This window comes from Phocaeicola sp. RTP21198st1_B8_RTP21198_201120 (genome assembly GCF_040929485.1).
GTDB classification, from domain to species: Bacteria; Bacteroidota; Bacteroidia; order Bacteroidales; family Bacteroidaceae; genus Phocaeicola; species Phocaeicola dorei.
This window is the reverse complement of sequence record NZ_JBCOCI010000019.1, coordinates 49,987-65,609: the sequence shown is the minus strand read 5'-3', so window position 1 is coordinate 65,609 and position 15,623 is coordinate 49,987. Positions and strand designations below refer to the sequence as shown.

Annotated in this window: 16 protein-coding genes; 13 read left to right on the top strand and 3 right to left on the bottom strand. The window is 42.6% G+C overall.

The features are described from left to right. The 13 genes from AB5935_RS09895 to AB5935_RS09835 form a co-directional block, all read left to right on the top strand. On the top strand, positions 1 to 847 hold an 847-nt coding region (locus tag AB5935_RS09895; protein ID WP_368327414.1), incomplete at its 5' end, for a transketolase-like TK C-terminal-containing protein. Beyond that, positions 844 to 1,278, top strand: coding sequence for a ribose 5-phosphate isomerase B (gene rpiB / locus AB5935_RS09890; protein ID WP_007837184.1), 435 nt, complete (start codon positions 844 to 846; stop codon positions 1,276 to 1,278). The genes AB5935_RS09895 and rpiB, both read left to right, overlap by 4 nt. 106 nt (positions 1,279 to 1,384) lie before the next feature. Continuing rightward, the gene (locus tag AB5935_RS09885) at positions 1,385 to 2,482 is read left to right on the top strand and encodes a DUF4468 domain-containing protein (protein WP_022185785.1); all 1,098 of its coding nucleotides are present in this window, start codon (positions 1,385 to 1,387) and stop codon (positions 2,480 to 2,482) included. Between the two features lie 369 nt (positions 2,483 to 2,851). Next, on the top strand, positions 2,852 to 3,148 hold the full coding sequence (locus tag AB5935_RS09880; RefSeq protein WP_007842434.1) for a tetratricopeptide repeat protein: 297 nt from the start codon (positions 2,852 to 2,854) through the stop codon (positions 3,146 to 3,148). Between the two features lie 10 nt (positions 3,149 to 3,158). Next, positions 3,159 to 3,389, top strand: a complete 231-nt coding sequence (locus tag AB5935_RS09875) for an indolepyruvate ferredoxin oxidoreductase subunit alpha (RefSeq protein WP_005846178.1) — start codon at positions 3,159 to 3,161, stop codon at positions 3,387 to 3,389. Positions 3,390 to 3,400: 11 nt separating this feature from the next. Then, positions 3,401 to 4,483, top strand: a complete 1,083-nt coding sequence (locus AB5935_RS09870; protein ID WP_007837179.1) for a 3-methyl-2-oxobutanoate dehydrogenase subunit VorB — start codon at positions 3,401 to 3,403, stop codon at positions 4,481 to 4,483. A 6-nt stretch (positions 4,484 to 4,489) separates the two neighbouring features. Beyond that, positions 4,490 to 4,657 carry a hypothetical protein gene (locus tag AB5935_RS09865; RefSeq protein WP_007837178.1) on the top strand — a complete coding sequence of 56 codons (168 nt, stop codon included), beginning with the start codon at positions 4,490 to 4,492 and terminating at the stop codon, positions 4,655 to 4,657. A gap of 18 nt (positions 4,658 to 4,675) precedes the next feature. Further along, on the top strand, positions 4,676 to 5,440 hold the full coding sequence (locus tag AB5935_RS09860) for a thiamine pyrophosphate-dependent enzyme (RefSeq protein WP_007837176.1): 765 nt from the start codon (positions 4,676 to 4,678) through the stop codon (positions 5,438 to 5,440). 13 nt (positions 5,441 to 5,453) lie between these two features. Then, on the top strand, positions 5,454 to 5,996 hold the full coding sequence (locus AB5935_RS09855) for a 2-oxoacid:acceptor oxidoreductase family protein (protein WP_007837174.1): 543 nt from the start codon (positions 5,454 to 5,456) through the stop codon (positions 5,994 to 5,996). A gap of 93 nt (positions 5,997 to 6,089) precedes the next feature. Beyond that, the gene (locus tag AB5935_RS09850; protein WP_007842433.1) at positions 6,090 to 8,201 is read left to right on the top strand and encodes a putative porin; all 2,112 of its coding nucleotides are present in this window, start codon (positions 6,090 to 6,092) and stop codon (positions 8,199 to 8,201) included. Positions 8,202 to 8,209: 8 nt separating this feature from the next. Beyond that, the gene (locus AB5935_RS09845) at positions 8,210 to 9,028 is read left to right on the top strand and encodes a transporter substrate-binding domain-containing protein (RefSeq protein ID WP_007837160.1); all 819 of its coding nucleotides are present in this window, start codon (positions 8,210 to 8,212) and stop codon (positions 9,026 to 9,028) included. An 88-nt stretch (positions 9,029 to 9,116) separates the two neighbouring features. Further along, entirely contained in the window at positions 9,117 to 10,106 is a 990-nt protein-coding gene (locus AB5935_RS09840; RefSeq protein ID WP_007837159.1) for a Gfo/Idh/MocA family protein, read from the top strand. Between the two features lie 9 nt (positions 10,107 to 10,115). Beyond that, a complete protein-coding gene (locus AB5935_RS09835; protein WP_007837158.1) occupies positions 10,116 to 11,243 on the top strand; it encodes a DUF4421 domain-containing protein in 1,128 nt (375 codons plus the stop codon). Between the two features lie 142 nt (positions 11,244 to 11,385). On the opposite strand, the gene AB5935_RS09830 is transcribed toward AB5935_RS09835, so the two are convergent. The 3 genes from AB5935_RS09830 to AB5935_RS09820 all read right to left on the bottom strand — a co-directional run bounded on the left by AB5935_RS09830 (position 11,386) and on the right by AB5935_RS09820 (position 15,427). Then, positions 11,386 to 12,282, bottom strand: a complete 897-nt coding sequence (locus tag AB5935_RS09830; RefSeq protein WP_008652829.1) for an Rpn family recombination-promoting nuclease/putative transposase — start codon at positions 12,280 to 12,282, stop codon at positions 11,386 to 11,388. Positions 12,283 to 12,414: 132 nt separating this feature from the next. Next, positions 12,415 to 13,986, bottom strand: coding sequence for a hypothetical protein (locus AB5935_RS09825; RefSeq protein WP_007845439.1), 1,572 nt, complete (start codon positions 13,984 to 13,986; stop codon positions 12,415 to 12,417). A gap of 43 nt (positions 13,987 to 14,029) precedes the next feature. After that, positions 14,030 to 15,427 (bottom strand): hypothetical protein, encoded by a 1,398-nt coding sequence (locus tag AB5935_RS09820; protein WP_038606001.1) that lies wholly within the window; start codon positions 15,425 to 15,427, stop codon positions 14,030 to 14,032. Positions 15,428 to 15,623 lie beyond the last annotated feature (196 nt).

The following is a 15,623-nucleotide window of genomic DNA, read 5'->3' as shown; positions in this document are numbered from 1 at the left end:
GAAAACACATGCATTCACTAAAGATGACTTCACCGGCGCGTTTCTGCAAGCAGGTGTTTCCGAATTAACCATGGCTTGCTGCTGCCTAGGTATGGCACTTCACGGAGGCGTGATTGCTGCATGTGCTACTTTCTTCGTATTCTCAGACTATATGAAACCCGCCGTACGTATGGCTGCCTTGATGGAACTTCCCGTCAAGTTCATCTGGACACACGACGCATTCCGTGTAGGTGAAGACGGTCCTACTCACGAACCGGTAGAACAAGAAGCACAAATCCGCCTGATGGAAAAACTGAAAAACCACAAAGGGCACAATTCTATGTTGGTACTCCGTCCGGCAGATGCGGAAGAGACCACTGTAGCGTGGAAATTGGCCATGGAAAATACCAGCACCCCCACCGCACTAATCTTCTCCCGCCAGAATATCGCGAATCTGCCTGCAGGAAACGACTACTCACAGGCTGCAAAAGGCGCTTATATTGTTGCAGGTTCCGACGAAAATCCGGATATAATCCTAGTCGCTTCAGGTTCCGAAGTTTCCACTTTGGAAGCAGGTGCAGAACTTCTCCGCAAGGATGGCATAAAAATACGTATCGTATCCGCTCCTTCTGAGGGATTGTTCCGCAGCCAAAGCAAGGAATACCAAAACAGTGTCATTCCCACAGAGGCTAAAGTATTCGGTCTGACTGCCGGTCTTCCTGTAAACCTTGAAGGTTTGGTAGGTGCCAACGGTAAAGTATTCGGTCTGGAATCATTCGGATTCTCCGCTCCTTACAAAGTATTGGATGAAAAGCTGGGCTTTACCGCACAGAACGTGTATAATCAAGTAAAAGAAATGCTGGCATGAAAAAAGTAGGACTGGCATCCGATCATGCAGGATTTGAACTGAAAGAGTTTGTAAAAACATGGTTGACTGAAAAAGGTTATCCATGCAAAGATTTCGGTACATACAGTACAGAAAGCTGTGACTATGCAGATTACGCCCATCCGCTTGCACTGGCTATAGAAGCCGGAGAATGCGGACCCGGAGTAGCTATTTGTGGAAGCGGTGAAGGGATCAGCATGACATTGAACAAACATCAGGGTATCCGTGCGGCACTATGCTGGATTCCCGAGATAGCCCATTTGTCACGTCAACACAATGATGCCAATGTTCTGGTAATGCCAGGACGATTCATAGACCATGAAATGGCTGAAAAAATATTAGATGAATTCTTTAACAGCGGCTTTGAAGGCGGACGTCACCAAAAACGCATTGAAAAGATACCTGTAAAGTAAAATTCACGCAATAATAATAAAAGTAAAAAAAGAGAGGCTTTATAGCTTCTCTTTTTTTTTATTCCTATCTTTGCTTAGATTAAAATATAAAATAAGATATATTACTATGAAGAAAATTCTTTTTTTAATGCTCTTATGCCTGCCATTCATCGCTATGGCACAGACAGATCCCAAATATCTGGCGGGAGCAATAACTTTGGATGACGGTAAAGTTTCTTTCAAAACAGAAATACAGGCACCGTCTTTAACGAAAGACCAGCTATATGAGACAATGCTGAAATGGGCTACAGAACGTTTCAAGCCCGAAGGCAAGTTCAATGCACGTGTTCTTTACACCAATGAAGATGAAGGAACCATTGCAGCAGGTGGCGAAGAATATCTGGTATTCTCATCCTCTGCATTGTCATTGGACAGAACCAGAATTTATTATCAGATGTTTATCACCTGCGGAAACGGAAAATGTGATATCGAAATGACCCGTATCCGCTATTGGTATGATGAAGCTCGTGACGGAGGAGAAAAATACAGCGCAGAGGAATGGATTGTAGACGATATGGCTTTAAACAAATCGAAAACCAAACTGGCTCCCATCTGCGGCAAATTCAGAAGAGAAACAATTGACTTGAAAGACACACTGTTCAAATCCATCCAAGATACATTGGGCAACAAAGTCTTGAACAACTCACAAATTGCAGTTGCTCCTACTTCGGGTGTAACAGCCACTCCGATATCAAATACAACCACAATCATTACCGCCACTCCGGTAACTCCCCCTGCCCAACCGGCTATCATCGGTGGTTCTGAGGGTAATACCGAAATAAAAGTAGCTAATAATGCAACTCCTAGCAAAGAACAAAGCATAGATGACCAAATCAAGGCATCTTCACGTATGACAATTACTGCCGGAAACGATGAACAATTCGAAATTGGTAAAGAATGTTGGGGAGGTTTCGGTCAGTTATTCGGCAAAGAAGTAGCATTCTGCATAATTGACCAATCCAAATCAATGGGCAATATGCTAATGGATCAAAGCGACAATTATAAAATTTCGTTCTACAAGCAAGGTAGTAGTGAGCCGTGGTTGATAGTAAACTGTAAGAAACTGATGAAACAGACAGTTACCGGTGAGGAAGCAAAAAAGATGAACCCCAGTAACAACGGCCAGAAGGCATATAATATGTATGTAGGTGAAGTAATAAAATAATCTTTTCTTCTATATATTTATGCCGTGACAGTTAATTCTATACGATAATACATAAAATATTTAGGGGGGGAGATAACCTGACAACTCCCCCTAAAAAACATACAAACGATTTACCATATACTTCCCCCCAAAAATATCATGACAAATACAATTCAAACATATCCCCCCTTTAAGAATAAATAACACCGTTCCTCTATCAACCGTTTCACTTGAAACCATTTCTATAATAATCAAACCATTAGAAGAAATCATTCTTCCATTTTTTCCCTATCTTTCTCTCCTTTTTTTAAATGTTTTTAGCAAGAAAGTCGTTTTTTCTGCTCCAATCTTCCCTTTCATAACAAATAAAGAGTATCTTTGTAAACAACAATGAGACAATCATGCCTTATGACGGAAGAATTACAGGACATAAAGACACTTATCGAACAGGGTGATACGGAGAGAGCTATTCATGCGCTAACTAATTTCATCCGAAACGATGCGCACGTCAACGATGAACCCTATTACTTACTGGGTAACGCCTACCGCAAAATGGGAAACTGGCAACAAGCTTTGAACAATTATTTGGAAGCCATCGAGCGTAATCCGGAAAGTCCCGCCGTTTCCGCCCGTGACATGATTATGAATATTCTGAATTTCTATAACAAAGACATGTATAATCAATAATAACTAACCCATGGCAAAGATTAAAGGTGCTATTGTAGTAGACACAGAGCGTTGCAAAGGTTGCAATCTATGTGTAGTGGCATGTCCGCTACATGTAATCGCGCTCAATGCCAAACAAGTGAATAAAAAAGGATACACATTCGCCCACCAGGTATTAGAGGATACCTGCAATGGTTGCGCATCATGTGCCACAGTCTGTCCGGACGGATGCATTACTGTGTATAAAGTAAAACAACAATAAATGTAACAAATATGGCAGAAGAAGTCGTTTTAATGAAGGGAAATGAAGCCATAGCCCACGCCGCCATCCGTATCGGAGTAGACGGTTACTTTGGCTATCCCATCACTCCCCAATCGGAAATATTGGAAACGCTGGCCGAAGAGAAACCTTGGGAAACTACCGGTATGGTGGTGTTACAGGCAGAAAGTGAAGTCGCAGCAATCAACATGGTATATGGCGGTGCAGCAAGCGGTAAAATGGTAATGACCTCATCCTCCAGTCCCGGCGTTAGTTTAAAGCAGGAAGGCATCTCGTACATTGCCGGTGCCGAACTCCCCTGCCTGATTGTCAATGTCATGCGCGGAGGTCCCGGATTAGGAACCATCCAACCTAGTCAGGCCGACTATTTCCAAACAGTGAAAGGTGGCGGTCACGGAGACTATCGTCTCATAGCCCTGGCACCTGCATCAGTACAGGAAATGGCAGATTTCGTAGGTATAGCTTTTGATTTGGCTTTCAAATACCGCAATCCCGCCATTATTCTGGCAGATGGCGTTATCGGGCAGATGATGGAAAAAGTAGTATTACCCGAACAGCGCACACGCCTGACAGATGAAGAAGTCATTGCCCGTTGTCCGTGGGCCACTACCGGCAGAACCCACCACCGTACCCCCAACATCATTACCTCATTAGAACTCGATCCCGCCGAAATGGAAAAGCGCAATATTCATCTTCAGAAAAAATATGCAGAAATAGAAGAGAATGAAGTACGCTTCGAAGAACTTCACTGCGAAGATGCAGAATATTTGATCGTAGCTTTCGGCTCTTGCGCCCGCATTGCCCAAAAGGCAATGGAAATGGCTCGGGAAGAAGGCATCAAAGTTGGTTTGCTCCGTCCTATTACCCTATGGCCGTTCCCGTCGAAAGCTATTGCAGCACGCGCCGCACAGGTAAAAGGTATCCTCACTGTAGAATTGAACGCCGGACAAATGGTAGAAGATGTCCGTCTGGCTGTAAAATGCAAAGTGCCTGTAGAACACTTCGGACGTCTGGGTGGTATTGTCCCCGATCCGGATGAAGTAATCACTGCACTGAAAGAGAAACTAATAAAATAAGACCGTATGAATATCGATCTGATCAGAAATATATTGAACATACTTTTCATGGCACTGGCATTAGCAGCTGTCATCACTTACTTCGTGGCAAGTGACTTCAAAGTATTCATCTATGTCTGTGCAGCAGCTATTTTTCTCAAGCTGGTGGAATTCTTTATGCGGTTCATGTTATAAACAATAGGAGGAGAAACTATGACAAAAGAAGAAATCATAAAACCCGAAAACCTGGTTTATAAGAAACCGACACTGATGAATGACAATCCGATGCATTATTGCCCCGGATGCAGCCACGGTGTGGTTCACAAGTTAATAGCCGAAGTTATTGAAGAAATGGGCATGGAAGATAAGACAATCGGTGTGTCACCAGTAGGATGTGCCGTATTTGCATACAATTATCTAGACATCGATTGGCAAGAAGCCGCCCACGGACGCGCACCAGCCGTAGCTACCGCCATTAAGCGTTTATGGCCCGGACGTCTGGTATTTACCTACCAAGGAGATGGTGACTTGGCATGTATCGGTACTGCCGAAACTATCCATGCTTTAAATCGTGGTGAAAACATTACTATCATCTTTATCAACAATGCCATTTATGGAATGACCGGTGGGCAAATGGCTCCTACCACTCTGGTTGGCATGAAAACAGCCACCTGCCCCTATGGTCGTGATGTAGCCATTCACGGCTATCCGCTGAAAATGACAGAAATTGCCGCCACTTTGGAAGGCACCGCCTACGTTACCCGCCAGTCCGTACATACAGTTCCCGCCATCCGCAAAGCCAAAAAGGCTATCCGCAAGGCATTTGAAAATTCAATGAATGGCAAAGGTTCTAATTTGGTGGAAATTGTATCGACTTGTAATTCCGGTTGGAAAATGACTCCGCAAGCATCCAATGACTGGATGGTGGAACACATGTTCCCTTTCTATCCGCTGGGTGATTTGAAAAATAAAGAATAAAAAGACAGAAACCATGAAACAGGAAATCATTATAGCAGGATTCGGCGGTCAGGGTGTGCTATCCATGGGTAAGATACTTGCCTATTCCGGACTGATGGAAGACAAGGAAGTAACCTGGATGCCGGCATACGGTCCCGAACAACGGGGAGGAACCGCTAACGTAACGGTGATTGTCAGTGATGAACGCATCTCTTCACCCATTCTCAGCCAATATGACACAGCCATCATACTGAACCAACCCTCATTGGAAAAGTTTGAAGGCAAAATTAAACCAGGTGGTATTCTCATTTATGACGGATACGGAATCATCGAGCCTCCGACACGTAGGGACATACAAATCTATCGTATTGACGCAATGGATGCCGCCAACGAAAAAGGAATGGCAAAGACCTTCAACATGATTGTCTTAGGAGGTTTGCTAAAACTACGTCCCGTAGTATCCATTGAAAGTGTAATAAAAGCTTTACGCAAAACATTACCCGAACGTCACCATCATCTGATACCGATGAATGAAGAAGCCATCCGAATCGGAATGGAGATTATTAAACCTCAGTAAGTTAAAATAACTCTAAACGAATAATAAAAGGAAGAACTTTCCATAGCGGAAAAGCTCTTCCTTTTATTTTTATATTGTATCTTTGCCGCCGTTATGAAAAGAATATTCTCTATTATTTTTTTATTATTCCTGTGCTTCCATACTTCCTTGATGGCACAGCGGACAATGAATACCCTGAACAACCAGTTCGGTTCCTCAGCAAGCGGACTGAACAGAGATCAATATGACCGTAACGGAAACCCCATAGACACGACAGCCGTAGTAGATGCCAGCACAATCCCCATCGGACTGTACTCATGGAAAGTGGACAGTCGTTTTGGCAATGTCACTTATATCCCCGTAGATACCTTGCAGCACGCTTTCCAAAACTCAAATGACATGGGCGGCTATACCGGACAATACAATTACCTGGGAAATTTGGGATCCCCCCGCCTCTCACGCATCTTTTTTGACCGTCGGGACCCCAGCCAATACTTTTTCACCGACCCATACGACTTTTGCGTACAACGTCCGGAAGATGTCATATTCACCAATACACTTTCTCCATTCACAAACCTGACCTATTACAAAGGAGGAGGCAGCCGTGACGGAGAAGAACGTTTCAAATCCTATTTTGCCATCAATGCAAACAAAAGGCTAGGGTTCGGATTCTACATAGATTACCTGTATGGCCGGGGGCTTTATCAAGATCAGTCCACAGCCTTCTTCAACGGTGGCCTGTTCTCCAGCTACCGGGGAGATAAATATGACATGCATTTCATATTCAACAACGATAACTTGAAGATGGCAGAAAACGGAGGTATCACGGACGACCGGTATATCACCAACCCGCTGGATATGGCAGAAGGCAAAAAAGAATATTCCGCCAACGAAATCCCAACCCGACTGAGTCAGATATGGAATCACAACACCAGCTACCATGCCTTCCTGACACATCGTTACAACCTAGGGTTCTATAAAGAAAAACAGGACAGTGTGGATACGGACTCTGTAAAAATAACGCAGGTATTTGTTCCTGTCACAAGCTTCATACATACACTACAAGTAGACTTGAACAATCGCAAATACATCTCATACGATGACGCACAGAATCAGAAGTATTTTGAACATAACTATCTGGGGACCGACTCTATAGACAAGACGAAGCGTACATCCATCAAAAACACCATTGGCATTGCTTTACAAGAAGGATTCAACAAATGGGCAAAAGCCGGACTTACCGCCTTTTTAAGTTATGAATACCGAAACTTCGCCTTGACCGACACAACAAACATACCGGGACAACGCATTATCAACAACTATAAGGAAAGTTCACTCTCCATTGGCGGCGAACTATCCAAAAAACAAGGAAAACTATTACATTACAATATCCTAGGAGAATTAGCCATAGCCGGTGAAGACGCAGGACAATTCAGCGTAGAAGGCAGAGGGGATCTGAATCTCCGTTTATTCGGAGATACGGTGAGACTGGATGTAAATGCATTCATCAAGAACCAGAACCCCGTATTCTATTTCAGGCATTTCCAGTCCAAACATTACTGGTGGGACAACAACGATTTATCCAAAATAATGAGAACCCGCCTGGAAGGAAAACTAAGTCTGGACAGATGGGGAACCCAGCTGCGTGCCGGAGTGGAAAATATAAAGAATTACACTTATCTGGCCAATACCAGCATACCGGTAAAAGACAGTGAAGGAAATGTCACCGGTTTCAAGAACAATGCAGCCGTAAGACAACACTCCGGCAACATACAAATATTCACTGCAATGTTGCAACAAAAATTAAAAGTAGGAATTTTTCATCTCGACGGTGAAGTAGCCTATCAAAAATCAAGTGAGCAAGACATTCTACCCTTACCGGAATTGTCGGCTTACGGCAACTTGTACATGAAATTCGGTCTCGCCAAAAAAGTACTCCAGATAGAAATGGGAGCAGATGTGCGTTATTTCAGTAAATATTACGCGCCAGACTACTCCCCCGTCATCGGACAATTCTATAACCAGAATCCTGATGACAAAATCGAGATAGGAGCTTTTCCGATAGTCAACGTCTATGCCAACCTGCATTTAAAACGTACCCGCTTCTTTATTATGATGTATCATGTCAATGCCGGTTCGGGAAAATCCAATTACTTCCTGGCGCCACACTACCCAATCAATCCGCGAATGATAAAGTTCGGCCTTTCATGGAATTTCTTTGATTGACGGTCTATATGAAAAAATATCTGAAATACGTTCTGATGGGTATCCTTGCAGCAACCCTATCCTCCATCTTCTTCAAAAAGAAAACGGAGGCTGAAACCAGTCTGCCCCGCGATTATGCAGAAATAGCGGCATCGGGAATCCTGCGTGCCGTTACCGAGTACAACTCAATCAGTTTTTATGCCGACGGCGACACCGTTTCCGGTTTCCACTACGAACTGCTCCATGCTTTTGCACACAGCAAAGGACTGAAACCGGAAATCACTCCCGAAATGAGCTTTTCCAAAAGACTGGAAGGCGTACAAAAAGGAACATACGATATATTGGCCAACAGCACGGTAGTTACCACAGAATACAAAGACTCCCTGTTGTTTACCCGCCCCATTATACTGAACAAACAAGTACTGGTACAGCGTAAACCCGAAAAAGAAAACGATAGTCTGTACATTCACAGCCAGTTGGAACTAGCCCGCAAGACCCTTCATCTAGTCAAAAACTCACCTGCCATTCTGCGCATACATAATTTAAGTAACGAAATAGGTGATACCATCTATATCAAAGAAGTGGAGAAATACGGACAAGAACAATTACTGGCCATGGTAGCACATGGTGACATAGACTATGCCGTATGCGACGAGAGCATTGCCAAAGCTTCCATCAATGATTTTCCACAATTGGATATAGAAACAGCCATCAGCTTCTCACAATTCTATTCATGGGGAGTAAGCAAACATTCTCCAATATTGCTTGACAGCCTGAATTCCTGGTTAAATGATTACGTCAAGACTCCTGCATTCAAACTGTTGCGCAAGAAATATTACAATAACTGATTTTTATCCGGCTGAAATTGCAAAATAGTCCTATCTTTGCAATATAAATTGTTATTATTTTAAGCGGAATGACAAAAAAGTTATTACCATGGTTAAATTAGACAAAGTAAAATGGGGCTTCATCGGTTGCGGAGAAGTGACCGAGAAGAAAAGCGGACCAGCCTTTGCCCTGATCGAAGGTTCAGAGGTAGTGGCTGTAATGAGCCGTGACAAAGAAAAAGCTCAATCATACGCCAAAAGACACAACATTCCCCGCTGGTACTCCGATCCGCAGCAGTTAATAGGAGATGAAGATGTCAATGCTATTTATATAGCCACTCCCCCTTCCTCTCATGCCACTTTCGCCATTATGGCTATGAAGGCAGGAAAGCCCGTGTATATTGAAAAACCAATGGCAGCCAGCTATGAGGACTGCGCACGCATCAACCGCATATCACAAGAAACTGGTATCCCTTGTTTCGTCGCTTACTACAGACGTTATCTTCCCTATTTCCAAAAAGTACGCCAAATGGTAGAGGATGGTGAAATAGGTAATGTCATCAATATACAGATACGTTTCGCCCAGCCTCCCCGTGATTTGGATTACAACAGCACCAACCTGCCCTGGCGTGTACAACCTGATATTGCCGGCGGCGGTTATTTCTATGATCTGGCTCCTCACCAGCTGGATTTATTACAAGATATGTTCGGCTGCATTCTCGAAGCCCAAGGATACAAGAGCAACCGTGGCGGGTTATATCCGGCAGAAGATACGATAAGTGCCTGCTTCAAATTTGATTCCGGTCTGCCGGGATCAGGATCATGGTGTTTTGTCGCCCATGAATCGGCCAAGGAAGACCGTATAGAAATCATCGGAGACAAGGGGATGATCTGTTTTTCCGTTTTCACTTACGATCCCATCGCCCTACATACTGAAAGAGGACGCGAGGAATTTCTTCCCGAAAATCCCCCTCATGTACAACTTCCGCTCATAAAAGCCGTAGTAGAACACCTGCAGGGAAAAGCTGTCTGTACCTGCGACGGCATCAGTGCGACACCCACCAACTGGGTAATGGACCGTATACTTAATAAACTCTGATTTCCGCCTATGGACATCCGTAAATTATGCCTGCTCTGTCTGTCTTTTCTTTCTGCCTTTAATGTATATGCACAAGCGGAAAAGAAAGACTCGACAGTACAGGACAACAAGGGTGTTCTCATTACATTGACTGACGGAATAGCAACGACTGTCCGCCATACCGGAAGAAAAATAAGGAAAGTAGGAAAAGAATTCAATGCGATTGACACTACCTATATCTCGCCCAACCTTTACAATCTGGCTTTCATGCTGGAATCCAGCAGTTGGTACGAATACTATCGGTTAGGTAGTAAAGGAAACAACGGCGAACAAAGTTTGGGATTCTCCCCCAATGCCAGTTTCAAGCTGGGAGTCTATTTCGGATGGCGCTGGATATTTCTAGGATATTCTTTCGATGTAAAAGATATTTTCGGCGGACATAAAAACAAGGCAAAGAAAACCGAAATGGCACTGAATCTTTATAGTTCCAAATTTGGTGTGGATTTATATTACAGAAAGACAGGAAGCGATTTCAAGATACGTTCTTCCAGCGGTTTTGATCTGAATACTCCCATTAAAAATTTGAATTTCAACGGATTGCAAAGTAAAATCAAAGGACTGAACGCCTATTGGATTTTCAATTATAAAAAATTCTCTTATCCGGCAGCCTATAGCCAGTCCACCAACCAGCGTAAAAGCGCGGGTTCCCTGATGGCGGGCTTTTCTTATTCCCAGCACAACATATCTTTTGATTACGAAAAGCTTCCCGGTGAAGTGAGAGTCCAACTACATGATGCTTTACTTTTCAAGAAAGTGAAATATTCTGATTACAGCATCAACGTGGGTTATGGCTATAACTGGGTATTTGCAAAAAACTGGGTTTCCAATCTTTCACTCTTACCGGCCATTGCCTATAAAAAATCAAAAATAGACGATACACCTAATACTGACAATCATTGGATAAAGGATATCAATTTTGACCTGATAACACGTGCTGCCGTGGTCTATAACACCAACAAATATTTTATAGGAGCTTCGTTGGTGATGCATACATACGACTATCGAAAAAAGGACTTCTCCCTCACTAATACTTTCGGAACTGTCCGTATATATGCAGGATTCAACTTTTGGAAAAAGAAAGAGTTCCGTGATAAATAGGAGGAGGATGACAAAAACGGAAAGTGAAAAAAGAGAGATGAAGAATCCAATCACATCCATTTGTTCTCACAAGATCCCTCACCATGACTCAAAATGACAGAATCCGTGATTACACAACAGAATCCTGACATACCTTCATTCATTAAAGTCTATCTATTTCATCTATAGACAAGCCTGTAGCTTGAACAATAACAGCAATAGGAATATTCAAAGATTTCAAGTTACGGGCTGTAGCTATTTTTTCTTCTTGGCGACCTACCATGATACCTTCCTCACGTCCTTCTACACGACCTTCCTCTAATCCTTCTAATTTAGCGGTACTCAATACATCATTTTGTATCATCAATGCATCCAGATGCCGATCATAAGCCAGTTTATCAGCCTTATTCATATTATAATAAATAAGTTTCTGTCTCGCCTCCTCCAATCCGGGAGTCGTTGTATCCGGACGGATAGTTCCAGTCTTAAGATATTCTATCCATTCTTCCAAAGGAGTAACCGCCACTTTATTAAACTCATTCACACGAATAAGAAAATATTCAGGAAATATTTCGGCAGGCAATTTGCGGATAATAGCCCCTTGTTCTTTAGTGGTTACTTTCAAACAGTCACCAGTATGGACACCGAGGAATGTATTCTGACCATGGTAGAGGTAATCATTTCCTTGGCCAATATCAAAATAAAGAATACTGATAGAATACACTTTCTTGACATTTGCATAAATTCCACCTAAATCTATATGTTCGGTTATTGCTTTTGCCACTCCATAAAGTATTCGTTCAAGATAATATAACTCCCGCGTATTCTGCACTTCCACTAGTATTATTTCATCCTTGCTATTACGGGCTCTAATATCTACCCGGTTGAACTTATCATCCTCCCGTTGCTGGTTACCTTCGCTCTCAAGGATTTCCATGATTTGAATCTTCTCACCCAAAAGTACGGTAAGAAAACCTTCTAGGACACCAAAATTGGCTTTGTTGCGTAAAAGACGCTTGATTGCCCAATCAAACCGTATGTATTTATCTTTCTGTTCCATAAAAACCTCTTTTTACAAAGATAACCCTTTTGTTTGAAAACCAGGATGAAACATTAGCAAAAAATATACCGGAAAGCAATAAAGCATTCCCGGTATATCACAAGTTAATTATATTAGACTCACAATTAATTCTTAGAAACGAGCACCGACAGTCAAAAGCAACTGATGCCGTTCATTGTCCACTTTAGTTGCCGGAAGATCTATATCATCAAAAGCATAAAAGTTTGATTTATACATATCATATTTATATGCCAAATCCGCATAAATTACACTGCCACGGTATCCAAGACCAAACGTAAATGTATTCTTAGACTCCGTATTATTAAAATCAGTACGCGTGCTATATAAAGACAAGGCACTATAAGCATCTTTAGAAAAAGCAGCCGAAGAGTAATTATATCCTGCACGAATGCTAAACTCAGGTATAATCCTCGTTTCCATTCCGATACGGAAAGTATGGACACCTTTCAAATAATTCTCAACGCTGGGCTGATCTCCCAATTCATAACCATCCACATCCTTGAGCTTACTGGAAGAATAATCCTGATATTCATATTCCGCACCTACTGCCACTGCACCCGCAAAAGTAGTACCTGCGCTGATATTAAATTTCCACGGAGTGGTAAGATTATAATCATAGGTCAAATAATCATATTCCGGAGTTACCAGAAAATCACTCAATGTCTGGTTATAGGGTGCCTCACAAGCTAAAATATTAGAAGATAAAGCGGCATTATAGCTTTCTCTTAAATCATACCATGTAGGCGTGTGCACAGCAAATCCCAAACGGAAAGGGGAACTTTCTATAGGCCGTATAATAACACCCAATTTTAAATCCATACCAGTCCCTTCCAGCCTATAATAATTATCCAATGTATACCCCCCATTATCCGCACCGTTATCATCATTCAAATTTTCCGTATAAGAAGTATAACGATCATAATTCACATCATAGACCCCCAGGGTAGCTCCTAAATAGACCCTATCTTCAATATTGAATGAAACATTAAAATCATATTGACTGATACCTCCTGTTTCCTTACTAAAGAAGTTATTGTTAAAACCATTCCACCCCCATGGAGCATGAATATTCTTTTCAGAATCATTAACCCAGTCAACCACACCGGTTCTCACCCCCATTACTCCTAAAACAGGTAACTGATTCCAATATTTGGTATAAGGATTCTTCACATCCAGTATGTCATTAAACTCGCTTTCCGTCAATCCATATCGTTCCATCTCCTGAGCCAGCTGGAAGCTTTGTGACAAATTATCCAACGCCCCTCCCATAGAGAAAAGGCGATTGAAGTTTTTACTTTTATGGTAATTGAATCCGAAATTCACAAAACGCAAAGAAGTATTATTGCCTATCTTATTGCTATAAACAAATCCAATCTGGTCAAATGAAGCGCGCGTTTTGTTTTCATTCATTGACACACCACTAAAGTTACTCTTTGTCGAAGTATTATTAAAACCAAAAGAAATAGACACGTCATTACTACGAAAAATGCCGATACCCGCAGGGTTGGAGCTTATGACAGATATATCACCGCCCAAAGCTCCCATGGCACCACCCATACCAACAAATCGTGCTGTTCCATTCAAGTCATTCCCCAGCAACTTTTCCGCATCATAAGCATTTTGTGCGCTTGCCGTTGTCATTGCCAACAACGCACAAGCGGTTACTATTACTTTATTTTTCATACATCAATTCTATTAAATTCAACTGTCTAGTTTAATCTACCACTTATCTGGTACGCGATCTGCCGCCACCACTTGAACGGGAAACACCGCCACCGGAACTGCGAGAAGCACCACCGCCACTAGAAAAACTACTACGGGAAGAAGAAGTTCCACTACTACGGTAAGAGTTAGACGAACTATTACGAGAAGGACTACTGCTACGAGAGTATGAACTGCTACGAGAATTCGAAACGCCACTATTGTTACGATAAGCGCCACGACTTGCAGCCCCTGTTCTCTGATAAGCAGATCCTGCTGCATTTCCCACACTGCTCCGAGTACTGCTTGGTCTGGTATAGGAAGAACCCCTTCCTTCTGTCGGACGTGAATACGAATTACCCGGACGAACTCCTGCTGCCTGATTTGGTGAAAGAGTTTCTCCGGTACGGGTTCTGATAGCACTTCTATTAGGACGAACCGAATTTACACTGTTAGATCCCGAAACCACTCTTCCTGATGAAGAACCGTTACGTGTTGCGGTACGATAACTATTAGCACTATTACGGACATTTTGTCTGGAATTTCCTACGTATGAATTACGACTATTCCTATCATAACTATTCACGTAATTATTCCGGCTTGGGCGTGAAGAACTATAGCTATTGGTATATCTTCCGGCATGTATCCCCGGGTTACGTCTGCTTGAGCCATACCATCCATGACTACCTCCCCAGTAGCCACCACCCCAACCGTGACCGAAGTAATGCGGATAATAATGGTGATGGTGATAATGGTAGCCCCAATAGCCACCCCAGTAGCCGCCACCCCAATAACCGGGATAGTACCAACTATTGTAGTACCATGGCGAACTCCATCCCCAACTGAATCCCCAACTGGCGCCATATGGATAATTCCAACGCCAATCCCACCATAAGCGGTTCGTGTAAGTGGGAAAGACGTATGCATACAATCCGTCATCATATACATTCCAATCCCATGAAGGCAAACCGTAAACTACATCCCAATAGAGCGGACTGCTTACCGGAATGGCGTAACGGGGATTACGGAAACGGACGATACGCATCGCGTATTCATAATCGTCTTGAGAACCCTCAAAACCATTAACCCATTCTCCTCTCTCATTCAAAGGTTTCTCCTCAATATACAAGGTATCATTCTCCATCGAGAAATTATTATCACGTGAAGTATAACGACGATTATACTCATCCACATCGCGAACCTTTCCTTTCACATCCTTCACCACCACTGTAGAACCGGGGGCTGCGTAAACAGTAGTCGTGTTCTGCTTCTGCGGAACCACCACTTTCACCTCTTGCTTAACCTCCTCTTTCTTTTCAGCTTTTTTCTTAGGGATGAAATAAAGGTCGTCATCAACGCTTTGTGACATTGCCCAATAAGGCAAGCACACCATCATAAGCGAAGTTAATACAATCTTTTTCATACTCGTACCTGTTTTATTTGTTATTCTATCTACTTTTTCTAGTGCAAAGATAGCCAGAGGTTTCAGTTCATAACAAAGAAAATCCCTATTAGTTGGTAGGGATTTCCCTATTTTAGTAACGGACTTCAACTATTTTATCTATTTCTGCACACACGGAAAACAGAAGAACGTCCGTTCACATACGTTGATGGTAAAC